A 24,064-nucleotide genomic window follows, 5' to 3' on the forward strand; every position below is an offset into this window, starting at 1 on the left:
CGCCGGCGGCGTCCGGGCCGACGCCGGCCTCGGCTGCCGGCCCGGCGCCTGCATCGGCGCCTGCTCCCGCTTCGGCTGCCGCGCCGGCTTCGGCGCCGAAGCCGGGTTCCGGTCCGGCAACCGCGCCGGCACCTTCGCCGACCCCCGGTTCGACGGCCGCGCCGGTCTCCGCGCCCGCATCTGCCTCGGCTCCGGCGGCAGCGCCGGCCACCGCGACGCCGTCATCGGCCGCTCCCGCGTCTTCATCGGCAGCATCCGCGCCCGCATCGGCATCGGCGCCGTCGAGCGCATCGCCTGCAACGGCGACCGACAACCCCGTCGCATCGTCCGCGCCGTCCGGCGCGAGCGCCCCCACCGCGAACTGATCGCACTCCCGTATCGTCGCGCCCGGCCGCATGCGGCGCAGCGCGACGGCACGCCCGCCTTGCGCACCGTTCCTGAAGTCGTTTCTGCCTATCCGGCCGTACGCCGGCCGCACTTGGCCGTGCGGGGTTGACGGAAAGGCAACGTCGACGCGTCACGGTGAGCCACGTATGCCCCAGGCTCGCAGTCACCCCGCGAAAATCGCAAAACGATCCGTCGTCCCGCGACTGCGCGGCTCGCCGGCGCCCCGCCTACCGCAACGTCGCGCGCAGCGTCTGCAGATCCTCGACGGTGGCGGTCACGCCGCCGCAGACGATCACCGCGATGTCGGACGCCGACGCGAGCACCGGCACCGGCTGCTCGAGCACGGCCAGTGCAGCGCCGCACGCCGGCTCGACGACGATCCTGTGCTCATCGAGAAACCGCAGCGACGCGGCCACCGCGTCGGCATCGGACACGACGACCGGATGGATCGCGTGACGCGTCGCCCATTCGACCGCCGCGTCGCACGGCCGCTTCGCGCCGAGCGTCGTCGCGATGCTGGCGATGGCCGGCAATTCAACCGGGCGCCCCTGCGCGACCGAGCGTGCATAGCAGTCGGCGCCTGCCGTTTCGGCCGCGACGACCGGCACGTCTTGCCAGCCGTTGCGCGCCAGCCCTTCGAGCACGCCGCACAGCAGGCCGCCGCCGCCGACCGCGAGCACGACCGCGTCGGGCTTCGGGCCGACCGCCGCCATCTCGTCGATCATCGTCGCGTGGCCCTGCCACAGCACGCGGTCGTCGAACGGATGCACGAATGCATCGTGCCCGTCGAGCGTCGACTGCGCGAACGCGTTCGCCTCGGCCCAGCTCGCGCCGTGCACGACGAGTTCCGCGCCTTCGACGCGGATCAGTTCGCGCGCCCGGGCCGATGCGCTTTCCGGCACGACGACGCGCACCGGCACGCCGAGTTCACGGCCGCAATACGCGACAGCGATGCCCGCGTTGCCGCCCGACGACGACACGAACCGCCGCGCCCCGACCGCATGGCGCGCCTCGCAGACGGCGCCGATGCCACGCAGCTTGAACGAGCCCGACGGCTGCAACGCGTCGAGCTTCAGCCGGATGGTCCTGCCGAGCCGGCGGGACGCGATTTGCGAGCGGATGTAAGGCGTCGGGATATGAAGCGGCATGGGACGGAACGCAAGGGGAAACGGAGGAAACTCGCACGACTCGCGAGCCAGGAAGCGGATGCGGCAATGACGGTCATCGTACGGCAGGCGCGCCATGCTTTCCAATACCATCGAATGGCATTTGCTATGCTTGCCAGGCATATCAACGAACCCGACCGGACATCGCATGCGCCAGATCGAACTGCGTCACCTGCGCTACTTCGTCGCCGTCGCCGAGGCCGGCAGCGTGATGGCCGGCGCCCGCGCGGTGGGCATCGTGCAGCCCGCGCTGTCACGGCAGATCCGCGAGCTCGAGGATGCGATCGGCACGCCGCTGCTGGTCCGTCGCGCGACCGGCGTCACGCTCACGGCGGCCGGCACGAGCTTCCTGCACGATGCGACCGGCCTGCTCGCGATGCTGCAGGACAGCCGCGAGCGCGCGTTGCGCAGCGCGGACGGCCAGCTCGGCGAACTGCGGCTCGGCGCGCTGCCGAACTGCCTGCCGCTGCCGATCGTCGCGAACGTCCTCAAGGCGTTTCGCGATGCGTGCCCGGATGTGAAACTGTCGATCGCGCCGATGCTGTCGGCCGAACAGGCGAGCGCGCTGACGCGCGGCCAGCTCGACGCGGGGATCATGGCGTGGCGTCGCGAGGAAGCGCCTCACCTGACGGGCGTGCGGCTGCTGAGCGACCGCTTCGTGCTCGCGATGCCCGCGCCGCCGGGCGGCCGCTTCATCGCACCGCGCGCGCTGGCCGACGTCGCGAACGAACCGTTCGTCTGGTTCGATGCGCAGCGTTCCGCCGCGCACCACCGCTTCCTGATGACGCAGTGCCAGCAGGCCGGCTTCACGCCGCGCATCGCGCAGGTCGGCAGCGACATCCCGACGCTGATCGGCCTCGTCGCGGCCGGCATGGGTTGCGCGTTCGTGCCGGAAAGCGCGTCGCCGACCTGCCCGCGCACGGTCCGGCTCGTCGCGCTCGACGAACTCGCGAGCCGCTTCGACATCGAGTTCGTGTTCGACGGCGCGGCGGCGGCCCCGTCGCCCGTCGTCGCGCGGTTTCTCGCGGCGGTCCGCGACGCGGCCGGCGAATCGGCCTGAGCGCATGCCGGATGCGGCGCGCGCTCCGGCGACACGACTTGCGGCGCCGGCCGACGGGCCGACGGGACGGAATCCGACTTCCGTCATCACGTCGTTTTTGATGCTGTAGCCCGGTGAACGACACAGCCGCATCATCGAAAAATCTTTCAGAACGCCGACGGACGACGCAACGACACCGCAATTCTCAAATTGACACCAAAAACGGCCGTTTAACGCCGATTCGAATCGTCATGGCCCGAAATATACTGCGCGCGCATCCAACCCTCGTGCCAAAGAGAGGATGCGTTTCCGCCCCGGCCATGGACCCCCTGTGGTCGGGGCTTTTTTGCTGCCGACGCTGGCAGTTCGACGCTTTCCAGCCCTTGTGCGATGCCGGTCCCGTCGAAGCACCATCCGAGGGCCACGGCGCGCACACCTCCCCGCGCGCTGCATTGTTGACATCAAATCAAGATAATTTCATCCGAATGCGGCTTTTTCCGCAAAAGTAATGCAGGCACACTTCGGCTGTCCTCAATGGCTTCGTGCCGTTGTCCCACGATCACAGGAGTCCACCGCGTGAACCCCACGACTTCCTCTCCTTCCCGTCCCGGCGGCGGCGCCGCGCTGCCGCTGCTGGCGCTCGCCGCCGGCGCGTTCGGCATCGGCACGACCGAATTCTCGCCGATGGGCCTGCTGCCCGTGATCGCCGAAGGCGTGCACGTGTCGATTCCGCAAGCCGGCATGCTGATCAGCGCGTATGCGATCGGCGTGATGGTCGGCGCGCCGCTGATGACGCTGCTGCTCGCGCGCTGGTCGCGCCGTTCCGCACTGATCGCGCTGATGTCGATCTTCACGATCGGCAACCTGCTGTCGGCCGTCGCGCCGGACTACACGACGCTGCTGCTCGCACGTCTCGTGACGAGCCTCAACCACGGTGCGTTCTTCGGGCTCGGCTCGGTGGTCGCGGCAAGCCTCGTGCCGCGCGAAAAGCAGGCCAGCGCGGTCGCGACGATGTTCATGGGCCTGACGATCGCGAACGTCGGCGGCGTGCCGGCCGCGACCTGGCTCGGCCAGATCATCGGCTGGCGCATGTCGTTCGCCGCGACCGCGGGCCTCGGCCTGATCGCGATCGCCGGCCTGTTCGCCGCGCTGCCGAAAGGTGAAGCCGGCAAGATGCCCGACCTGCGTGCCGAACTCTCCGTGCTCACGCGCCCGGTCGTGCTCGGCGCGCTCGGGACGACCGTGCTCGGCGCCGGCGCGATGTTCACGCTCTATACGTACGTCGCGCCGACGCTCGAACACCTGACGGGCGCGACGCCCGGCTTCGTGACCGCGATGCTCGTGCTGATCGGCGTCGGTTTCTCGATCGGCAACATCGCGGGCGGACGCCTCGCCGACCGCTCGCTCGACGGCACGCTGATCGGCTTCCTGTTGCTGCTGATCGCGACGATGGCCGCGTTCCCGCTGCTTGCGGCCACGCATGCGGGCGCCGCCGTCACGCTGCTGGTCTGGGGGATCGCGACGTTCGCGGTCGTGCCGCCGCTGCAGATGCGCGTGATGCGCGCGGCCCATGAAGCGCCGGGCCTCGCATCGGCGGTGAACATCGGCGCGTTCAATCTCGGCAATGCGCTGGGCGCCGCCGCGGGCGGCGCGGCGATCTCGGCCGGATTCGGCTACGCGGCGGTGCCGCTCGTCGGCGCGCTGATCGCGGCCGCCGGCCTCGTGCTCGTCATGCTGCAGGTCACGCAGCGCCGCCGCTCGCCGGCCGCCGCGAATTCGTAAGCGCGGGCACGCCCGGGCCATCTGGAACCTTCCGCATGCATGCTCACGGCCGCGCCATGCGGCCGTTTTCATTTTCGGCGTGCGCTCGGTTCGACGGCCCGGTCAGCGCCGAGCGCCAAACCCGCCGAAAAACGCGCGTGCGTTCGCGTCGAGACTCTCGAGGTGATAGCCGCCCTCCTGCACGATCACCGTCGGCAACCCGAGCGCGCCGATCGCGCCGCCGAGCCGCCCGAACCCGTCGGTCGTGACCGCGACCTGCGATTGCGGATCGTCCTTGTAGATGTCGAAGCCGAGCGCGAGCACGAGCGCATCGGGCTGGAACCGCGCGAGCGCGCGCAGCGCGTCGTCGAGCCGCTCGAAGAACGCCGACTCCGGCGCGCCGTGCGGCATCGGCAGGTTGAGGTTGAAGCCGTCGCCGGCCCCCGTTCCCGTCTCGTCCTCGTAACCGGCGACGACCGGGTAGAAGTTGGTCGGGTCGCCGTGGATCGACACGTACAGCACATCGTCGCGGCCGTAGAAGATCTCCTGCACGCCCTGCCCGTGATGCATGTCGGTATCGAGGATCGCGACGCGCCGATGGCGGCCCAGCAGCGCCTGCGCGGCGATCGCCGCATTGTTCAGGTAGCAGAAGCCGCCGGCCGCGTCGCGCCGCGCATGATGGCCGGGCGGGCGGCACAGCGCGTACGCTTCGCGCGCGCCGTCGTTGACGTCGGCCGCGGCCGCCAGTGCGCCCTGCGCGGACCAGTACGCCGCGCGCCATGTGTTCGCGCCCACCGGGCAACTGCCGTCGGCCAGATAGCGCGCGGCTTTCGCGAGCACGCCGCGCAACGGATTCGGATCGCGCACGAACACGTTCGACATCACTTCGTCGCCCCAGTCGTCGGGCATCTGCTTCCAGTCGCGGTGCGCGTCCTCGAGAAAGCGCAGGTAGTTCATGTCGTGCACGGCCGCGATCGGTGCGGTGCCGCGGTCGGCCGGCTCGCACACGTCGAAGTCAAGCGATCGGACGGCCGCGACGAGCCGCGCCGCGCGTTCCGGCACTTCCTGCGGCTCGCGCATCCGGCCGCGCGACAGGTAGCTGCGCGGGTGGTGCAGCAGTTGTTCGGGATGGAAATAGGTTTTCATCGGAATCCTCATCGATTCGCCGTTTCAGGCATCGTGCGTGGCCGCCGCCGCGTCGACGCGCGCCGCGATTCCCGCGCGCGCCAGCACCGCATGGAGCAGCACGTTCGTGCCGCGCGTCACGTCGTCGGGCAATGCATCCTCGGCTTCGTTGTGCGACAGCCCGTCGACGCACGGGATGAACACCATCGCGGTCGGGAAGCGGCGCGCGAGCAGGATTGCATCGTGGCCGGCGCCGCTCACGATCCGCTCGTGCGTGTAACCGAACGCGGCAGCAGCCTGCGCGACCCGCCCGACACACTCGCGGTCGAACGGCGTCGCCGGGCTGCGCCAGCAGGTCTCGACCGACACCTGCACGCCACGCGCGGCGGCCACGCGAGCGCAGGCGTCGCGCAGGTCGCGCTCCATCGCATCGACTTCCGCATCGTCGTGATGACGCAGGTCGACCGTGAACGTCAGGTCGCCGGCAATCGTGTTGCGCGACGCGTGGCGGATGCCGACCTGCCCGATCGTCGCGAGCCCGCGCGGCGCGTAACCGGCGACGATCCGCTCGAGTTCGAGCGCGATTTGCGCGCTCGCGAAATACGCATCCTTGCGATACGGCATCGGCGTCGTGCCCGCGTGCGCGGCCACGCCCGTCACCGTCACGTCGAGCCAGCGGATCGCCTGTCCGCCGGTGACGATGCCGATCGTCGTACCGTTCGCCTCGAGCACGGGCCCCTGTTCGATATGCGCCTCGAAATACGCATCGACCGCGCCGCCCGCCGCACGCGTGCCGCGATAGCCGCACGCGTCGAGCGCCGCGCCGAGCGTGACGCCGTCGGCGTCCTGCTTCGCGAGTGCGTCGTCGAGCTGCAACGCGCCCGTGAATACGGCCGAGCCGAGCATCGCCGGCGCGAAGCGCACGCCTTCCTCGTTGGTCCAGGACACGATCTCGAGCGGCTTGCCGGTCGCGATGCCCGCATCGTTCAGTGTGCGCACGAGTTCGAGCGCGGCGAGCACGCCGTAGACGCCGTCGAAGCGGCCGCCTTCGGGCTGCGTGTCGAGATGGCTGCCGATCAGCACAGGCGCTGCCTGCGCATCGGCGCCGTCGCGCCGCGCGAACAGGTTGCCGACTGCATCGACGCTCACCGTCAGCCCCGCGTCGCGGCACCATTGCGCGAACAGGTCGCGCCCGCGGCGGTCGTCATCGGTGAGCGCGAGGCGCCGTACGCCGCCGCGCGGCGTCGCGCCGACGCGCGCCATGTCGGCGAGGCTCCGCCACAGGCGGGCGCCGTCGATTTCCAGCAGGTCATTCATAAGACTCCCGTATCGATTCGTGCGTTGAGGGTCAATGCGAGCCGAGCGCTTCGGCGGCGGCCGGCTGCGCGGCACGGCGCGCGTCGAGCGCGACGATGCAGAGCAGCGAAACGCCGGCGAGACACGTGTAGAACACCGCGAGCGGCCACCACTGGCCCGTGAAGCGATGCGCGAGCCAGGTGCCGACGAGCGGCGTCAGGCCGCCCGCGATCGCGCCGCAAATCTGGTAAGCGAGCGAGATCGCCGAATAGCGCACGTGCGCGGGAAACACGTCGCTGACGAAGCCCGCGATCACGGAATAGAACCCGGCCATGCAGACGACGGCCAGTGCGATGCCGGCGATCAGCGACGCGGACGTGCCGCCCTGCACGAGCATGAACATCGGATACGGCGACAGCATCGCGAGCAGCGCCGCGAGCTTCAGGAAGCGCGCGCCGCCGATGCGCTCGGCGATCCACGCGGCGAGCGGCTGCGCGAAGAACTGGATGATCGCGACCGCGAACAGGCTGTCGAGGATCAGCGAGCGCGAGACGCCGACATACTGCGTCGTGTACGCGATCATGAACGTGTTCGTGAAATAGACGCCCGCGATGCCGATCGTGTTCGCACCGATGCAGAGCAGCACGAGCCCCGACGCGGAGCGGAACACTTCCGCGACCGGCAGCTTCACCGTGCGGTTGGCTTCCTTCACCCGCGCGAATTCCGGCGACTCGTTCACGCCGAGCCGGATCAGGATGCCGACCACGAGCAGCACCGCGCTCGCGAGAAACGGCAGGCGCCAGCCCCACGCGAGGAAGTCGGCCTTGTCCATCGACGTGACCGCGCGGAACGCGACCAGCGACAGGATCAGCCCGGCCGGGCTGCCGAGCTGCGCGAACGACGCGAAAAACGTGCGGCGCCCCTGCGGCGCATGCTCGCCCGCCATCAGCACCGCACCGCCCCACTCGCCGCCGACCGCGATCCCCTGCACGACGCGCAGTGCGACGAGCAGCACCGGTGCAAGGATGCCGACCTTCGAATAGGCGGGCAGCAGCCCGACGCACACGGTTGCGACGCCCATCATCATCAGCGTCGTCATCAGCGCCTTCTTGCGGCCGATGCGGTCGCCGAGATGGCCGAAGATCACGCCGCCGAGCGGGCGCGCGAAGAAGCCGACCGCGAACGTCGCGAACGATGCCATCGTGCTGACGAACGGGTCGTGCGACGGGAAATAGAGTTCGCCGAACACGAGCGCGGCGGCGGTCGCGTAGATGTAGAAGTCGTACCACTCGATCATCGTGCCGATGAACGCGGCCGTCGCGGCGCGTGCCGGCTGGCGGGCGGAAGGAAGGGACTGGCTCATGCGGGCTCCTGACGCGCGCCGCGGCGGGGCGGCACGCAATATCGTGACGACGGCCGTCTGTCGCGGCCTCGCGCCGCACGCTGCGGCGCCCCTCCTTTATCGGTGGCCGCAAATCATTAGTCAAATTTCAAGTTATTATTCGCCGTATAAATTCAACTAATGACTAGCCGCCGCCCTGCCCGGAGACCCGATGCGCCCCGATCTCGCCCCGTTCCTGAACGACCGCCTCGACTGGAACCTGCTGCGCACCTATCTGGTGATCATGCAGGAGCGCAGCGTGAGCCGCGCGGCGGCCCGCCTGCACGTCACGCAGCCGGCCGTGAGCCAGGCGCTGCGGCGGCTCGAGGAGACGCTCGAGCGCCGGCTGATCGAGCGGCGCGGCGCGCACTTCGCGCCGACGCCGGCCGGCGAAGCCGTGTACCGGATCGCGAGCGACATCTACGGCGGCATCTCGCGCCTCGAAACCGAAATCGACGACAGCACGGCCGATCTGACCGGCTCGATCCGGCTGCTGACGGTGAGCCGCATCGAATCGCCCGTCTACGACGAATTCCTCGCGGATTTCCATCGTGCGTATCCGCGTATCGATCTGCAGATCGAAGTAATGCGCTCGTCGGACATCCTGTCGTCGCTGCTGCAGAAAACGGCCACGGCCGGGCTCGGCCTGTGCCGCACGCCGCACGACAAGCTGGAGATGCGCTGCTTCCTGCGCCAGCGCTATGCGATCTACTGTGGCCGCCATCACCGGCTGTTCGGGCAGACGCAGTTGCGGATGGACGATCTGCTCGCGGAGAATTTCGTGTCGTTCACGAGCGACCAGATCGGCGACAGCCTGTCGCCGCTCACCGTGTTCCGTGACCAGAAGGGTTTCACGGGGCGTATCGTCGCATCGTCGCCGAGCCTCGACGAAGTGCGTCGGCTGATCTTCGCGGGCTACGGGATCGGCTGCCTGCCCGAGCACATCGTGCGCGACGACATCGCGCAGCAGCGGCTGTGGCGGCTGCCGCCCGACGACGGGCTCGTCGACGTCGACGTGTTCCTGCTGTGGCATCGCGACCGCAAGATGAATGCGGCCGAGCACGCGTTTCTCGACGCGATGGAGCGCTGCATGCAGCGCTACTCGCTCGCGCAGCGGCTGGGGAAGTGACGGCGCGTGGGCGGCGCCCGGCCCGGCGCTCGAGCCGGCGGCGTGCCGGCCCGATGCGCGAGACGTGTCGTCAGTGGTGAACCTCGCCGCGTTCGAGCGGCAGAATCAGGCGTTCGGGAATGCTGCGTCGCGACGCGCGGGCGCCGACGTAATACAGCACGGCCGGCACGACCAGGCCGAGGATCCACGAGATGTCGGTGCCGCCGAGCGCGTCGACGAGCGGCCCCGTGTAGATGTGCGTCGACATGAACGGCAGTTGCACCAGGATGCCGACCACGTAGATCGCGATCGCCATCCCGTTCCAGCGGCCGTAGCGGCCGTCCGGATCGGACAGCGCCGGCACGTCGTAGCGTGAACGCGTGAAGCAGTAGTAATCGACGAGGTTGATCGCGCTCCACGGCGTGAAGAACGCGAGCAGGAACAGGATGAACGCGGTGAATTCCTTCAGGAACGAATGACGGCCCGCGAGCGCGATCAGCGTCGACACGCAGATCATCCCGAGGATGTACGCGAGGCGGCTCTTCGACGACACCGCGCCCTTGCCGCGAAAGCCGCTGACGATCGTCGCCATCGACATGAAGCTGCCGTACGCGTTGAGCGCCGTCACCGTCACCTTGCCGAACGCGATGCTGAAATACAGCAGCGCGGCCACGGCGCCCGTCGAGCCCAGGCCGACGATATACGACACTTCATGGTGCGCGAACTGGCTGCCGGCGAGCGCGGCCGCGAACACGCCGAACACCATCGCCGCCTGCGCGCCGATCACCGAGCCGAGGCCGACCGCGAGAAACGTCGCGACCGACGACGTCGCGCGCGGCAGGTAGCGCGAATAGTCGGCCACGTACGGGCCGAACGCGATCTGCCACGACGCGGACAGCGACATCGCGAGCAGGAAGCTCGCCAGCGAGAAATGCTTGTTCGCGAGCAGCGCGCCGACGTCGTGGTTCGCGAACAGTTGCACGAACATGTAGATGAACGCGACGATGCCGACCACGCTCGCGATCCGGCCGACGAAGTGGATCGCGCGATAGCCGAACACGGTCAGCACGACGATCACGGCCGCGAACAGCAGGATGCCGGCCGCGTCGTCGACGTGCAGCAGTTGCGCGACGGCCTGCCCGGCCAGCACCGAGCCGCTCGCGGAAAAACCGATGTACATCAGGCACACGAGCACGATCGGAATCATCGCGCCGTACACGCCGAACTGCACGCGGCTCGAGATCATCTGCGGCAGCCCGAGCTGCGGCCCCTGCGCGCCGTGCAGCGCCATCACCGCGCCGCCGACCAGTTGGCCAAGCAGCAGCGCGACCAGCGACCAGAACACGTCGCCGCCGAGCACGACCGCGAGCGCGCCCGTGACGATCGCGGTGATCTGCATGTTCGCCGACAGCCACAGCGTGAACTGGCTCAGCAGGCCGCCGTGGCGCTCGGCGTCGGGAATGAAGTCGATCGAGCGTACCTCGATCAGTCCGCCGGCTTTTCCACTGGAATTCGTTGACACGGGTCGATCTCCACAATACTCAGGATCACACATGGTTTGAACGGGACAGGAAGCTGCGCGCCACTCTTTCGGCTCCGCGAATGCACGCGCCGTGGATCGCCGGCATGCGCCACGCACGCATGGCCTGCACGCTGGCGCGCAAGCGGCACGACGGGTGCCGACATTGCCAGCGGATGATCTTGTATATACAACTTACGAGATATCGGTGATTACCCGGTATCAAGGGATTTTTGAAGTCGTCCGAGCAATTGCGGCCCCGCCCGCGCAGTTTCGGCGCGAGCCGGATGTCGGGAAAATGAAAGTTCGGCTGGCCGGGGGCGGTCGATCGGGCGCAGCCGTCACTGCGCCGCAAGCGCGGACGAATGGCCTGCCGAGCGCACCGCCCCGGCCGCGTCAGACGAGCCGGTCGGATGCGACGACCCGCACGCCCGGCCGTGCGTCGATCGCCGCGTCGAGCAAGGCGCGCGCAATCCGCGACGCGGGATTCACGCGCCACTTCACCGGCAGCACCGGTGCGGCGGCGCTCAGCGCGAACACCAGCAGCCGTTCGCCGAATCGAAACTCGTCGCGGCTGCCGCCGATCAGGCCCGGTCGCACGTACGTGAGCGAATCGAACCCGACGCCGGCGAGCGCCTGTTCGACCTCGCCCTTCACGCGGTTGTAGAAGATCCGCGACGCAGCATCCGCGCCGAGTGCGGAATTCAGCACGTAGGTTGGCGTGCCGTGCCGGTGCGCGAGCCGCGCGACCGCGAGCGGATAGTCGTGATCGACGCGCCGGAAGGCCGCCTGCGAACCGGCCGCCCGCATCGTGGTACCGAGCGTGCAGATCACGGCATCCGCGCGCCACCAGTCGGCCGCGTCGGGCAGATGGTCGAAATCGACTTCCAGCGCGCGCATCTTCGGATGCGGCGACAACGGCCGGCGCGCGAGGACGATCACCTGATCGACTCGCGCATCGGCCAGCGCGGCTTCGAGGACGTGGCGCCCGACGAGTCCGGTCGCACCGACGAGCAGCAGTTTCATGTCCGCTATTCCGTGTGGAGGGAGCCTGCGTTGGCGGACCCAGGCGGCCCGGTTTCCGGCTATCGACATGATCGTCGGCCGACGCGGCGGCGGCAACCCTCCCCTCGTCTCGAAAAATTACGGCGCTGTCGGGTGCGATCGAATGCGGCGCGGCCGGCGCTGCCGTTGCGCGCGTTCCCGACCCGGCGTGCGAGTACGGGCAACCCGATCGGATCGGCTTCGGGACCGGCGCGTGCCGATACCGATGAACAACATGAAGTGCATCAGACGCCGCGAGCGCCGCCGATACGTGCGTGACGCACCGGCGGCGCCCCGTCAGGCGATGACGTCAGACATGCAGCGCATGCCCGAGTGCGCGCAACGCCGCCTCCTGAAGCGCTTCGCCGAGCGTCGGATGCGCGTGGATCGTGCCGCCGATGTCTTCCAGCCGCGCGCCCATCTCCAGCGACTGCGAGAACGCCGCGGCCAGCTCCGACACCCCACGCCCGACCGCCTGCCAGCCGACGATCAGATGATTGTCTCGCCGCGCGACGACGCGTACGAATCCGTCGGTCGCCTGCAACGTCATCGCCCGCCCGTTCGCGGCGAACGGGAACGACGCGCTCAGGCAATCGACGCCGGCCGCATGCGCATCGTCCGGCGACCAGCCGGCCGTCACGATCTCGGGATCGGTGAAGCACACGGCCGGAATCGACGCGGGCGTGAACCGGCGGCGCCGGCCGGCGATCAGCTCGGCCACCATCTCGCCTTGCGCCATCGCGCGATGCGCGAGCATCGGCTCGCCCGCGACGTCGCCGATCGCCCACACGTTGCGCATCGAAGTCCGGCATGCGTCGTCGATCCGCAGCGCGCGGCCGTTGCGATCGAGCATCAGCGTCTCGAGTCCGAACCCTTCGACGCGCGGCCGGCGGCCCACCGCAACCAGCACGCGGTCGGCCGGCAACGTCTGCTCGGCGCCATCGGCCGCCTGCACGCGCACCGCGCCGTGCGCGTCGAGCCCGAGCACCTTGTGGCCGAGCCACAGCCGCACGCCGAGCCGCGCGAGCGAATCGGCAACCGGCCGCACGAGTTCGGCGTCGTACGCGGGCAGCACGCGCTCGGCCGCTTCGACGACGCTGACGTCGACGCCGAGCTTGCGATAGACGATCCCGAGTTCGAGCCCGATATAGCCGGCCCCGACGACGACCAGCCGCTTCGGCAGCGTCGCGGGCGACAGCGCTTCGGTGGACGACACGACGTGTCCGCCGAACGGCATCGACGGCAGCTCGACCGGCTCGGACCCGGTCGCGAGCAACAGATGTTCGCAGCCGAGCCGCACCGTATGGCTGCCGGCGACCACTTCCACGGTCTTGCCGTCGATCACGCGCGCTTCGCCGTGCAGCACGCGCACGCCGCTCTTCTTGAGCAGCGCGCCGACGCCGCGCGTCAGCCGCTCGACGATCCCGTCCTTCCAGGCGACGCTTTTCGCGATGTCGATCTCCGGCGTGCGCACACGGATGCCGAGCGCCCCTTCGCCCGCGTGGCCGCACGCCTGTTCGAACGCGTCGGCCACGTGGATCAGCGCCTTCGACGGAATGCAGCCGATGTTCAGGCAGGTGCCGCCGAGCCGGTCGCGTTCGACGAGCACGGTCGGGATGCCGAGCTGGCCGGCGCGGATCGCGGCCACGTAGCCGCCCGGGCCGCCGCCGATGACGAGCAGTGTGGTGTGTTCGTTCTTCATCGGCTCACTCCACGAACAGCAGTGCCGGGCGTTCGAGCACTGCGCGCACGGCCTGGATGAATTCGGCCGCATCCGCGCCGTCGACGACGCGATGATCGAACGACGACGACAGGTTCATCATCTTGCGCGCGACGACCGCGCCGTCGCGGATCATCGGCCGCTCGACGATCCGGTTCACGCCGACGATGCCCACTTCCGGATGATTGATCACCGGCGTCGACACGATGCCGCCGAGCGCGCCGAGGCTCGAGATCGTGATCGTCGAGCCGCTCAGCTCGTCGCGCTGCGAACGGTTCGCGCGCACCGCGTCGGCGAGTCGCGCGATTTCCGCCGAGATCGACCACACGTCGCGCGCTTCCGCATGGCGCAGCACGGGCACCGTGAGGCCGCCGTCGGTCTGCGTCGCGACGCCCATGTGCACCGCGCCGTAGCGCGTGACGACGCCCGCTTCGTCGTCGAAACGCGCGTTGATCTGCGGGAAGTCGCGCAGCGCGATCACGATCGCGCGAATCAGCAGCGGCAGCGGCGTGAGCTTGCCGCGCGTGTCGCCGTGGCGGCGATTCAGTTCCGTGCGCAACGATTCGAGCTCGGTGACGTCGATTTCCTCGACGTAGCTGAAATGCGGGATGCGGCGTTTCGCTTCCTGCATCTTGCGCGCGATCGCGCGCCGCAGGCCGATCAACGGCACGTCGGTTTCGTCATGGCGTTCGTCGTAGCCGCGCGGTTGCGCGCCGCTCGCGGTGCCACCGGTACGCGCATACGCATCGAGATCCGCATGCAGGATCCGCCCGGCTTCGCCGGTGCCGCGCACGTAGCGCAGCTCGATACCCATGTCCCACGCACGCTGACGCACGGCAGGCGACGCGAGCGGCCGTTCGCCCGGCGCGAGCGCCGCGCGCGGCTGCGCGGCCGGTTCACCGCGGCGCGGTTTCGCCGGTGCGCGAGGCGCCGCATGCGCGGGCGGCTCGGGCGGCTCGGACGGCGCGTCGGCCACCGGCCTCGACGTCGCCGACGCGACCGGTGCGGTTGCTACCTTTGTTTCTCGCACCGGTGCGGCGGCCTTCAGGTTGCCGTCGCCTTCGACTTCCAGCCGAATCAGCTCGCTGCCGACCGCCATCATCTGGCCGATCCGGCCGCCCAGTTCGATCACCTTGCCCGTCACCGGCGACGGAATCTCGACCGCCGCCTTGTCGGTCATCACGTCGGCGAGCGGCTGGTCTTCCTTGATCGTCTGCCCGACTTCCACATGCCAGGCCACCAGTTCGACCTCGGCGATCCCTTCGCCGATATCCGGCATCTTGATGACATGAATCCCCATCTCACGCCTCCATCACGCGTCGCAACGCTTCACCGACCCGCGTCGGCCCCGGAAAGTACGCCCATTCCTGCGCATGCGGATACGGCGTGTCCCAGCCCGTCGTGCGCTCGACCGGCGCTTCGAGGTGATAGAAGCAGTGTTCCTGGACCAGCGATACGAGCTCCGCGCCATAGCCGCAGGTGCGCGTCGCCTCGTGCACCACGACGCAGCGCCCGGTCTTGCGCACCGACGCGACGACGGTATCGAGATCGAGCGGCCACAGCGTGCGCAGGTCGATCACTTCCGCGTCGATGCCCGTCTCCTCGGCCGCGGCCAGCGACACGTGCACGGTCGTGCCGTACGTCAGCACCGTCACGCCGTTGCCGGGCCGCACGATGGCGGCCGTATCGAGCGGCACCGTGTAGTAGCCTTCGGGCACCGCGCTCGCCGGATGCTTGAGCCACGACGTGACCGGCCGTTCGTGATGGCCGTCGAACGGGCCGTTGTACAGCCGTTTCGGTTCGAGGAAGATCACCGGATCGTCGTTCTCGATCGATGCGATCAACAGCCCTTTCGCGTCGTACGGATTCGACGGCATCACCGTGCGCAGCCCGCACACCTGCGTAAACATCGCCTCCGGGCTCTGGCTGTGCGTCTGTCCGCCGTAGATCCCGCCGCCGCACGGCATCCGGATCGTCATCGGCGCGGTGAACTGGCCGGCCGAGCGGTAGCGCAGCCGCGCGCCTTCCGACACGATCTGGTCGGAAGCCGGATAGAAATAGTCGGCGAACTGGATCTCGCAGACGGGCCGCAATCCGTACGCGCCCATCCCGACCGCCGCGCCGACGATCCCGCCTTCCGAGATCGGCGCATCGAACACGCGCGACTTGCCGTATTTGTTCTGCAGTCCTTCGGTACAGCGGAACACGCCGCCGAAATAGCCGACGTCCTGCCCGAACACGACCACATCGCTGTCGCGCCCGAGCATCACGTCCATCGCGGAGCGCAGCGCCTGGATCATCGTCATCGGCTGCGTCGCCGTATCCGTTTCGTGTCGCGCCATGATCACGCTCCCAGTTCCTGGCGCTGACGGCGCAGGTGCGCCGGCAGCTCCTTGTATACGTCGTCGAACATCGAGGCCGGCGACGGAATCCGGTCGTCGGCCAGCGTCCCGTATTTCTCGGCTTCCTTCTGCGCGGCGATCACCTCGGCCTCGAGCTCGGCCGTCAGTGCGTCGTGCGCGCTGTCCGACCAGATGCCCTTCACGATCAGGTGGCGCTTGAAGCGCTCGATCGGGTCGCCAAGCGGGAAATGCGACCAGTCGTCGCTCGGCCGGTACTTGGTCGGATCGTCCGACGTCGAATGCGCGCCCGCGCGGTAGGTCACCCACTCGATCAGCGTCGGGCCGAGGTTGCGGCGCGCGCGTTCGGCCGCCCAGCTCGATGCCGCGTAGATCGCGAGGAAGTCGTTGCCATCGACGCGCAGCGACGCGATCCCGCAGCCGACGCCGCGCCCGGCGAAGGTCGTGCCCTCACCGCCCGCGATCGCCTGGAACGTCGAGATCGCCCACTGGTTGTTGACGACGTTCAGCACGACCGGCGCACGGTACACGTGCGCGAACGTGAGCGCGGTGTGGAAATCGGCTTCGGCCGTCGCGCCGTCGCCGATCCACGCGGACGCGATCTTCGTGTCGCCCTTGATCGCCGACGCCATCGCCCAGCCGACCGCCTGGATAAACTGCGTCGCGAGGTTGCCGGAAATGGAGAAGAAGCCGGCTTCGCGATCCGAGTACATCACCGGCAGTTGGCGACCCTTCAGCGGATCGCCTTCGTTCGACATCAGCTGGCAGATCATCCGCTCGAGCGGCACGTCGCGCGCGATCAGGATGCTCTGCTGCCGGTAGGTCGGAAAACACATGTCGCCGTCGCGCAGCGCCATCGCATGCGCGGTGCCGATCGCCTCTTCGCCGAGGCTCAACATGTAGAAGGAGATTTTCTTCTGGCGCTGCGCGATCATCATGCGCGCGTCGAAAATGCGGGTCTTGAGCATCGCGCGCAGCCCGGCGATCAGTCGCGCATCGTCGAGATCGGGCGCCCACGGGCCGACGGCCTTGCCGCTGTCGTCGAGCACGCGCACGAGGCTGCGGGCGAGATTGGCGGTGTCCGCCGCGGCTACGTCGATCGGCGGGCGGCGAACGGCGCCGGCCGGCGATAGATGCAGATAGGAAAAGTCCGTCTTGCAGCCCGGGCGCCCGGTGGGCTCCGGCACATGCAGACGCAATGGCTCTGACAGGCTCATCGTGTCGTCTCCACGCTCGATTGTGTCTCACGCTGGTTGGGAACGCGCGAGCCGGTTGCCGGCCCGCGCGCGAGCTGACGCGCGGATAAGCGCGTCAACCTTGGAAATTTATGCCTGGCAGCGGCGGGCGTCGATGCCCAAGCCGCTCGTTCGTGGTGAGCAGATTTGCCATGGCGCGGTCGGCGGCTCGTGAGTGCGGCGGGCGGAGGCGGCGAAGGACGGGTTTGCTGCAGCGCATCGTCGCCGCGGCTGAGACGACGAGCGGGCATCGAGGAACGGACGTATCGGCGCCGTCCCGATCATGTGAGGGTACGAAGCAAAAGACCTCGGGAGAAATCCTGGGATCTCCGCGGGGTCTTGCGTCTGGTTCGGGCGCTTGTACGCGCCGGTTGCCGGCTTACTGCGGCGCGCGAGCGATCACGCGTCGGGACGGAACAGGTCGAAGCGGCTGTCGGGTTTCACGTGCACGTAGGCTGACGGGCCGCCCGCACGAAGAATGATGCCCGCGCCGAACGTGTCGAAGATGCCGTCCTTCAGCAGGTCGTGGCGGATATGGACCGCGATGACCTCGCCCAGCACCAGCGTGGCTGGCGTCTCGACACCGTGATGATCGCGCAGCCGGATCACGTCGGTCACCTTGCATTCGAAGTTCACACCGCTTTCCGCGACACGCGGCACATTCACGAGACGCGACGGCACCGCGGTCAGGCCGCCGAGTTCGAATTCGTTCACGTCGTACGGCACGGCGGCGCAGGTCTGGTTCATCCGCTCCGCGAGATCGCGCGTCGCGAGATTCCACACGAACTCGCCAGTTTCCTGCACGTTGCGCACGCTGTCCTTCGCGGTGGTGCTCGAAAAGCCGATGATCGGCGGGCGGTAGTTGAACGCGTTGAAGAAGCTGTACGGCGCGAGGTTCAGCGTGCCGTCGCTGCCGCGCGATGAAATCCAGCCGATCGGGCGCGGGCCCACGATCGCGTTCAACGGATCGTGCGGCAGGCCGTGGCCTTGCGACGGTTCGTAATAGTGATGGGTCGAGTCGGTCATGACGGGTGGTCTGGCGAGAGGCAAACGATGGGGAAAAAGCGGTCGGGGGGCGCGTTCGCCAGGGTGACGCTGGCGTACGCCGCGACGAGCGTGCCAGTATCACATGGCGCCGTTTTCGGCGCAGCGAAGCTCATCGCGAGCCACGCCGGCGTGCCGCCGCACATGCGGGCGCGCAATAAAAAACCCGCGAGCGCTGCATTTCTCGCGGGTTTTTTACACCGTCATCGAATCGCGTCGACGCAATCGATGGTGCCGGGGACCGGACTCGAACCGGCAAGCCAGTTAAGGCGGCGGATTTTCGTCACACTGCTTCTTTCAAAGCCGGCCTCGCGTGCGAGAACCGTTCGTGCGCTGGACTATGCCTTCACCGTCGCGCGCGGGCGTGACCGCTGCCCGTGCGCCTTAGGCGCCCCCCGTCTAGTCTCTACACCTTCCTCGCGGGTACCGCGAGGCTTGGCTCGGCGTTGCCTCGATGCGCACATCAGGGGTTTCGCCGAATTTGAAGGGTTCTGCACCGACCGTTTCCGGCCGGGCACTCAATCGTTTAAGTCCGCTATGTTTACCAATTTCATCACCCCGGCAAGAGGGCGGACGCGATTCTACCATTGCTTGGCGCATGCGTTCCCTTATTCCGCCGCGCCGCATCGCCACGCCAGCCATCGTCGCATCGCCTCGGCCCGCGCATTCGACGCCGATACGACTCCGACACCGCACGCCCGACGATTTCATCCCGCGCCGCCGCCTCCGTCGATACAATCGGTCGCGCGTCGTCCGACGCCGTCAACCGTCTGACGTTTGTGTCGTGCCGTTCGCGAAACAAGCGTCGCATGCGTCATCGCGAAGTCACAAACGTTTTCGATAATTCCCCGGCCGAAAACGTTTACATCGCATGACTTCATGACCTCGACCATCAAGGACGTCGCTGCCCTCGCGGGCTTCTCGATCGCCACCGTTTCGCGTGCGATCAACGCGCCGCATACCGTCAGCCCCGCCACGCTGCAGACGATCCGCACCGCCATCGACACGCTGCAGTTCCGCCCGAGTCCGCTCGGCCGGCAACTGCGCGGCGAACGCACGCGGCTCGTCGGCGTCGTCGTGCCGACGCTGTCGAACCCGGTGTTCGCCGACTGCCTGCAAGGCATCGACGCGCTCGCGACCGCGGCCGGTTTCAAGTTGATCCTGATGACCACCGAATACGATGCGGCGCGCGAGCGTCATGCGATCGAGACGCTGCGCGAGCAGCGCGTCGAAGGGCTGATCCTCACCGTCGCCGATGCGGACACGCACCCGCTGCTCGACATGCTCGACCGCGACGGCCCGCACTACGTGCTGATGCACAACGACACGCGGCGCCGTCCGTCGGTGTCGGTCGACAACCGCCGCGCCGCCCATGACGGCGTGCAATTGCTGACCGCGCGCGGCCACCGCCGCGTGCTGATGCTGGCCGGTTCGCTCGCCGCATCGGATCGCGCGCGCCAGCGTCATCTCGGTTATGCGCAGGCGCTCGAGGAAAGCGGCGTGGCCCCGCTGCCGCCCGTCGAGGTCGACTTCAACGCACCCGAACTGCCCGATGCGGTGCTCGCGCATCTCACCGCGCACGCCACGCGCCCGACCGCCCTCTTTTGCAGCAACGACCTGCTCGCGATGGTCGTGATGCGCGGCCTGCGCCGCGCGGGTTTCTCGATTCCCGACGATCTGTCGGTGCTCGGCTTCGACGGCATCGCGATCGGCGAGTTGCTCGCGCCGCCGCTCGCGAGCGTCGCGACGCCGAACCACGACATCGGCTGCCACGCGTGGCAGCGTCTCGTCGAATGCATCGGCGGCGCGGCGATCGACCGCACGTCGACGATCCTGCCGCATGCGGTGCGCGACGGTGCGACGATTGCGCCGCCCGCCACCGACCTGCAACTGCGCAAGGCCTGATCGCAACACGCACGCGCCACGCACACCGACCACCCTCCCACTCGCCCGGAGACCCACCGTGTCCTTTCGCCTGACCTCGCTGCTGCGCGCGCTTGCCGCGCCGCTCGCCCTTGCCGCGCTCGTCGCCGGCGCCCCCGCGGCTCATGCCGACGAAACGGCGATCTGCTACAACTGCCCGCCCGAATGGGCGGACTGGGCCGCGCAGATCGCGGCGATCAAGCAGAAAACCGGCATTCGCGTGCCGTTCGACAACAAGAACTCGGGCCAGTCGATCGCGCAATTGATCGCCGAGCAGAAGAGTCCGGTCGCCGACGTCGTCTACCTCGGCGTGTCGTCGGCGTTCCAGGCAAAGGACAAGGGCGTGATCGCACCGTACAAGCCCGCGCACTGGAACGACATTCCCGCGAACCTGAAGGATCCGCAAGGCTACTGGTTCGCGATCCACTCGGGCACACTCGGCTTCTTCGTGAACAAGGACGCGCTCGACGGCAAGCCGGTGCCGCGCTCGTGGGCCGATCTGCTGAAGCCCGAATACAAGGGCATGGTCGGCTACCTCGATCCGTCGAGCGCGTTCGTCGGCTACGCGGGCGCCGTCGCCGTCAACCAGGCGCTCGGCGGCAGCCTCGACAACTTCAAGCCGGCGCTCGACTGGTTTCGCAAGCTGAAGGCGAATGCGCCGATCGTGCCGAAGCAGACCGCGTATGCGCGCGTGCTGTCCGGCGAGATTCCGATCCTGCTCGACTACGACTTCGACGCGTATCGCGCGAAATACAAGGACAACGCGAACGTCGAATTCGTGATTCCGAAGGAAGGCACGATCGCGGTACCGTACGTGATGAGCCTCGTGAAGGGCGCGCCGCACGACGCGAACGGCAGGAAGGTGCTCGATTTCGTGCTGTCCGACGAAGGCCAGAAGCTGTGGGCCAATGCGTACCTGCGCCCGGTGCGCGCGCAGGCGCTCGGCGCCGACGTCGCCGCGAAGTTCTTGCCGGCGAGCGAATACGCGCGCGCCAAGCCGGTCGACTTCGGCAAGATGGCGGCCGGCCAGCAGGCGTTCGGCCAGCAGTACCTGCAAGTGATGCAGTAAGCCGCGGGACGCAACCGATGCTCGACCTCACTTTTCCGCTGCGCTGGCGCCTCGCGCTCGTCGCGCCGGCGCTCGCGGTATTCGCCGCGTTCTGGCTGCTGCCGATGGCGTCGCTCGTGCAGGTGTCCGCCGACGGCGCGTTCTTCTCGCGCTACGCGGCGCTGCTCGGCAATGCGCGCTACATGAAGAGCCTCGGCGAGACGGTCGCGCTGTCCGCGGGCGTCACGCTCGCGACGCTCGCGCTATCGACGATCTCGGGCCTGCTGCTCGCGCGCCGCGAATTCGCCGGCAAGCGCGTGCTGCTCGCGCTGCTCACGTTTCCGCTCGCGTTCCCGGGCGCCGTCGTCGGCTTCATGGTGATCATGCTCGCCGGGCGCCAGGGGCTGATCGGCATGCTGTCGGCGAAGCTCACGGGCGACAAGTGGGTGTTCGCGTACTCGGTTGCCGGCCTGTTCATCGGCTACCTGTATTTCTCGATTCCGCGCGTGATCGTCACCGTGATCGCGGCCGCGTCGAAGCTCGACGCGTCGCTCGAGGAAGCCGCGCGTTCGCTCGGCGCGTCGCCGTGGCGCATCTTCGCCGACATCGTGCTGCCCGCGCTCGCGCCGGGCCTGATCGCGGCCGGCGCGATCTGCTTCGCGACCGCGATGGGCGCGTTCGGCACCGCGTTTACGCTCGCCACCGACCTGAACGTGCTGCCGATGACGATCTACACCGAGTTCACGCTGAACGCGAACATCGCGACGGCGGCGAGCCTCTCGATCGTGCTCGGCATCGTCACCTGGGCCGTGCTCGCGCTCGCGCGCCGCTTCACCGGCCACACCGCCGCCGCCGCGGCCTGAGGATTCCTTCATGCAATCGCTTCCCGGCCCTTCCACGCTGTCGTCGGCGCCCGCTCGGTCGCATGCGAACGGCGTCGCACGACGGGCACCGCGCGTCACGGGCGCGCGCGCGATCGCCGCGCTGCAATGGAGCGTCACGCTGCTGCTGTGCGCGTTCCTGATCGTGCCCGTCGTGATGTCGGTGCTCGCGGGCCTCACCGTCAATTATTTCCGCGGGCTGTCGAGCGGCCTCACGCTGCGCTGGCTCGAACAGGTGTGGCAGCAGTATCACGGCTCGGTCGCGCTGTCGCTCTACGTCGCGTTCGCGACGCTCGCGATCGTGCTCGCGATCGGCGTGCCGGCCGGCTATGCGCTCGCGCGCAGCAAGAGCCGCGTCGCGCGTGCGATCGAGGAAGCGCTCGTGCTGCCGGTCGCGCTGCCGGGCCTGGCCTCGGCGCTCGCGCTGCTGGTCGTGTACGGCGGCTTCACCGCATTCCGGATGAGCCTGTGGTTCATCGTCGTCGGCCACGTCGTGTTCACGCTGCCGTTCATGGTGCGCGCGGTCGCGGCGGTTGCGGCCGGCGCCGACCTGCGCACGCTCGAGGAAGGCGCGGCGAGCCTCGGCGCGTCGTTCGTCACGCGCTTCGTCACGATCGTGCTGCCGAACCTGCGGCCGGGCATCGTCGCCGGCGCGCTCGCGGTGCTCACGCTGTCGATCGGCGAGTTCAACCTCACGTGGATGCTGCATACGCCCGACACCAAGACGCTGCCGGTCGGGCTCGCCGATACCTATGCGTCGCTGCGGCTCGAAGTCGGCAGCGCGTACACGATCCTGTTCCTGTTGATGACGCTGCCGCTGCTCGTCGCGATGCAGTGGCTCGGCGTCGATCCGTCCGGTACGCGTGCGCTGAAGAAGCGCCCGCGCTGACCCTGTGCTGACTTTACCGATCCCATGAAACTCGATTCCACGCCCATCACCCTGACCGGCTGCGCGAAGACGTTCCGCGGCACACGCGTGCTCGAGCCGCTCGACCTGTCGATCGGCGCCGGGGAAACGCTCGTGCTGCTCGGGCCGTCCGGCTGCGGCAAGACGACCACGCTGCGCCTGATCGCGGGCCTCGACACGCCGGACGCCGGCGGCACGATCGCGTTCGGCGACGACGACGTGACCGCGCTGCCGATCGAGCGCCGGCAGGTCGGCATGGTGTTCCAGAACTACGCGCTGTTTCCGAACCTGACGGTGCGCGGCAACGTCGGCTACGGGCTGAAGATCCGCAAGACCGAGCCGCGCGCGTTGCGCGAACGCGTCGACGAACTGCTCGCGATGATGCGGCTCGACGCGCATGCGGACAAACCGGTCGATCAACTGTCGGGCGGCCAGCGTCAGCGCGTCGCGCTGGCGCGTGCGCTCGCGGTGCGGCCGCGCGTGCTGCTGCTCGACGAACCGCTGACCGCGCTCGACGCGAAGCTGCGCGACGTGCTGCGCCGCGACATGAACGCGCTGCTGCGCGCGCTCGGCGTGACGACCGTCTACGTGACGCACGATCAGGCCGAGGCGATGGAGCTCGGCGACCGGATCGTCGTGATGGGCGCGGGCCGCATCGAGCAGATCGGCACGCCGCGCGAGATCTACTACCACCCCGCGAACCGCACGGTCGCGCACTTCATCGGCACGCTGAACCGGCTGGCAGGCCAGTGGCGCGACGGGGCGCTCGCAACGACGGGCGGCGCGATCGTCACGCCGCATGCGGCCGACGAATGGTTCTTCCGCCCCGAGGACGCGCAACTCGCCGATCCCGCGCACGCGCCGCTGCGCGGGGCGGTCGGCGCATGCGCGTTCCTCGGCGAGCGCACGCGGCTCACGATCGAGGATGCGGCGCCCGACGCGCTCGTGATCGACGTACCGGGCCGCATCGCGCTCGCGCGCGGCACGGCGGTCGGTCTCACGATCGCGCCGGAAGGCCTGATCGCGCTCGGCGCGTAAGCCGCCGATCGGGCATCATGCATGCAGCCCCCCACGACGGCGCACGCCGCCGCGACAACAACCAGACGATTCCGAGGAACGA

20 protein-coding genes are annotated in these 24,064 nt (G+C 68.8%); 9 read left to right on the forward strand and 11 right to left on the reverse strand.

The features are described from left to right. On the forward strand, positions 1-496 hold a 496-nt coding region (locus QZM15_RS05045), incomplete at its 5' end, for a hypothetical protein (RefSeq protein WP_302105998.1). Positions 497-614: 118 nt separating this feature from the next. Here QZM15_RS05045 and QZM15_RS05050 read toward each other — a convergent pair. Beyond that, positions 615-1,535 (reverse strand): pyridoxal-phosphate dependent enzyme, encoded by a 921-nt coding sequence (locus QZM15_RS05050; protein WP_302105999.1) that lies wholly within the window; start codon positions 1,533-1,535, stop codon positions 615-617. A 166-nt stretch (positions 1,536-1,701) separates the two neighbouring features. On the opposite strand from QZM15_RS05050, the gene QZM15_RS05055 reads away from it, so the two are divergent. Both QZM15_RS05055 and QZM15_RS05060 read left to right on the forward strand, forming a co-directional pair. Then, positions 1,702-2,613, forward strand: a complete 912-nt coding sequence (locus QZM15_RS05055) for a LysR family transcriptional regulator (RefSeq protein WP_302106000.1) — start codon at positions 1,702-1,704, stop codon at positions 2,611-2,613. Positions 2,614-3,168: 555 nt separating this feature from the next. Then, positions 3,169-4,374, forward strand: coding sequence for an MFS transporter (locus tag QZM15_RS05060; protein ID WP_104012326.1), 1,206 nt, complete (start codon positions 3,169-3,171; stop codon positions 4,372-4,374). A 102-nt stretch (positions 4,375-4,476) separates the two neighbouring features. Here the strand turns inward: QZM15_RS05060 and QZM15_RS05065 are convergent, their stop codons facing one another. From QZM15_RS05065 to QZM15_RS05075, 3 genes are read right to left on the reverse strand one after another with little or no spacing between them, the layout of a single operon-like run. Continuing rightward, positions 4,477-5,499, reverse strand: a complete 1,023-nt coding sequence (locus tag QZM15_RS05065) for a histone deacetylase family protein (RefSeq protein WP_302106001.1) — start codon at positions 5,497-5,499, stop codon at positions 4,477-4,479. A gap of 24 nt (positions 5,500-5,523) precedes the next feature. After that, entirely contained in the window at positions 5,524-6,795 is a 1,272-nt protein-coding gene (locus tag QZM15_RS05070) for a Zn-dependent hydrolase (RefSeq protein ID WP_302106002.1), read from the reverse strand. A 31-nt stretch (positions 6,796-6,826) separates the two neighbouring features. After that, on the reverse strand, positions 6,827-8,137 hold the full coding sequence (locus tag QZM15_RS05075) for an MFS transporter (protein WP_059573908.1): 1,311 nt from the start codon (positions 8,135-8,137) through the stop codon (positions 6,827-6,829). A 190-nt stretch (positions 8,138-8,327) separates the two neighbouring features. Here QZM15_RS05075 and QZM15_RS05080 point away from each other — a divergent pair, with 190 nt between their 5' ends. Next, entirely contained in the window at positions 8,328-9,284 is a 957-nt protein-coding gene (locus tag QZM15_RS05080) for a LysR family transcriptional regulator (protein WP_059644144.1), read from the forward strand. Positions 9,285-9,354: 70 nt separating this feature from the next. Here QZM15_RS05080 and QZM15_RS05085 read toward each other — a convergent pair whose 3' ends face one another. From QZM15_RS05085 to QZM15_RS05115, 7 genes are all read right to left on the reverse strand, one after another. Next, a complete protein-coding gene (locus tag QZM15_RS05085) occupies positions 9,355-10,785 on the reverse strand; it encodes a cytosine permease (protein ID WP_059573909.1) in 1,431 nt (476 codons plus the stop codon). Positions 10,786-11,178: 393 nt separating this feature from the next. Further along, positions 11,179-11,808 carry an NAD(P)H-binding protein gene (locus QZM15_RS05090; protein WP_060313443.1) on the reverse strand — a complete coding sequence of 210 codons (630 nt, stop codon included), beginning with the start codon at positions 11,806-11,808 and terminating at the stop codon, positions 11,179-11,181. A 328-nt stretch (positions 11,809-12,136) separates the two neighbouring features. Next, positions 12,137-13,528, reverse strand: coding sequence for a dihydrolipoyl dehydrogenase (lpdA, locus tag QZM15_RS05095; RefSeq protein WP_302106003.1), 1,392 nt, complete (start codon positions 13,526-13,528; stop codon positions 12,137-12,139). Positions 13,529-13,532: 4 nt separating this feature from the next. Next, positions 13,533-14,846 carry a dihydrolipoamide acetyltransferase family protein gene (locus QZM15_RS05100; RefSeq protein WP_302106004.1) on the reverse strand — a complete coding sequence of 438 codons (1,314 nt, stop codon included), beginning with the start codon at positions 14,844-14,846 and terminating at the stop codon, positions 13,533-13,535. Position 14,847: 1 nt separating this feature from the next. Continuing rightward, positions 14,848-15,888: an alpha-ketoacid dehydrogenase subunit beta gene (locus QZM15_RS05105; RefSeq protein ID WP_089464644.1), complete on the reverse strand. Its 1,041-nt coding sequence runs from the start codon at positions 15,886-15,888 to the stop codon at positions 14,848-14,850. A gap of 2 nt (positions 15,889-15,890) precedes the next feature. Further along, positions 15,891-17,123 (reverse strand): 3-methyl-2-oxobutanoate dehydrogenase (2-methylpropanoyl-transferring) subunit alpha, encoded by a 1,233-nt coding sequence (locus QZM15_RS05110; protein ID WP_059573914.1) that lies wholly within the window; start codon positions 17,121-17,123, stop codon positions 15,891-15,893. A 417-nt stretch (positions 17,124-17,540) separates the two neighbouring features. Then, positions 17,541-18,167 carry a flavin reductase family protein gene (locus tag QZM15_RS05115; protein ID WP_124657584.1) on the reverse strand — a complete coding sequence of 209 codons (627 nt, stop codon included), beginning with the start codon at positions 18,165-18,167 and terminating at the stop codon, positions 17,541-17,543. 897 nt (positions 18,168-19,064) lie between these two features. Between QZM15_RS05115 and QZM15_RS05120 the strand changes: the two genes are divergently transcribed. The 5 genes from QZM15_RS05120 to QZM15_RS05140 are packed head-to-tail and all read left to right on the forward strand — an operon-like array spanning position 19,065 to position 23,982. After that, positions 19,065-20,090, forward strand: coding sequence for a substrate-binding domain-containing protein (locus QZM15_RS05120; RefSeq protein ID WP_059573916.1), 1,026 nt, complete (start codon positions 19,065-19,067; stop codon positions 20,088-20,090). A gap of 58 nt (positions 20,091-20,148) precedes the next feature. After that, a complete protein-coding gene (locus QZM15_RS05125) occupies positions 20,149-21,177 on the forward strand; it encodes an ABC transporter substrate-binding protein (RefSeq protein ID WP_059644129.1) in 1,029 nt (342 codons plus the stop codon). A gap of 17 nt (positions 21,178-21,194) precedes the next feature. Then, positions 21,195-22,019 carry an ABC transporter permease gene (locus QZM15_RS05130; RefSeq protein WP_302106005.1) on the forward strand — a complete coding sequence of 275 codons (825 nt, stop codon included), beginning with the start codon at positions 21,195-21,197 and terminating at the stop codon, positions 22,017-22,019. A 10-nt stretch (positions 22,020-22,029) separates the two neighbouring features. Next, positions 22,030-22,926 (forward strand): ABC transporter permease, encoded by an 897-nt coding sequence (locus QZM15_RS05135; protein ID WP_302106006.1) that lies wholly within the window; start codon positions 22,030-22,032, stop codon positions 22,924-22,926. A 24-nt stretch (positions 22,927-22,950) separates the two neighbouring features. Beyond that, on the forward strand, positions 22,951-23,982 hold the full coding sequence (locus QZM15_RS05140; RefSeq protein WP_302106007.1) for an ABC transporter ATP-binding protein: 1,032 nt from the start codon (positions 22,951-22,953) through the stop codon (positions 23,980-23,982). Positions 23,983-24,064 lie beyond the last annotated feature (82 nt).

The organism is Burkholderia sp. AU44665 (assembly GCF_030504405.1).
GTDB classification, from domain to species: Bacteria; Pseudomonadota; Gammaproteobacteria; order Burkholderiales; family Burkholderiaceae; genus Burkholderia; species Burkholderia semiarida.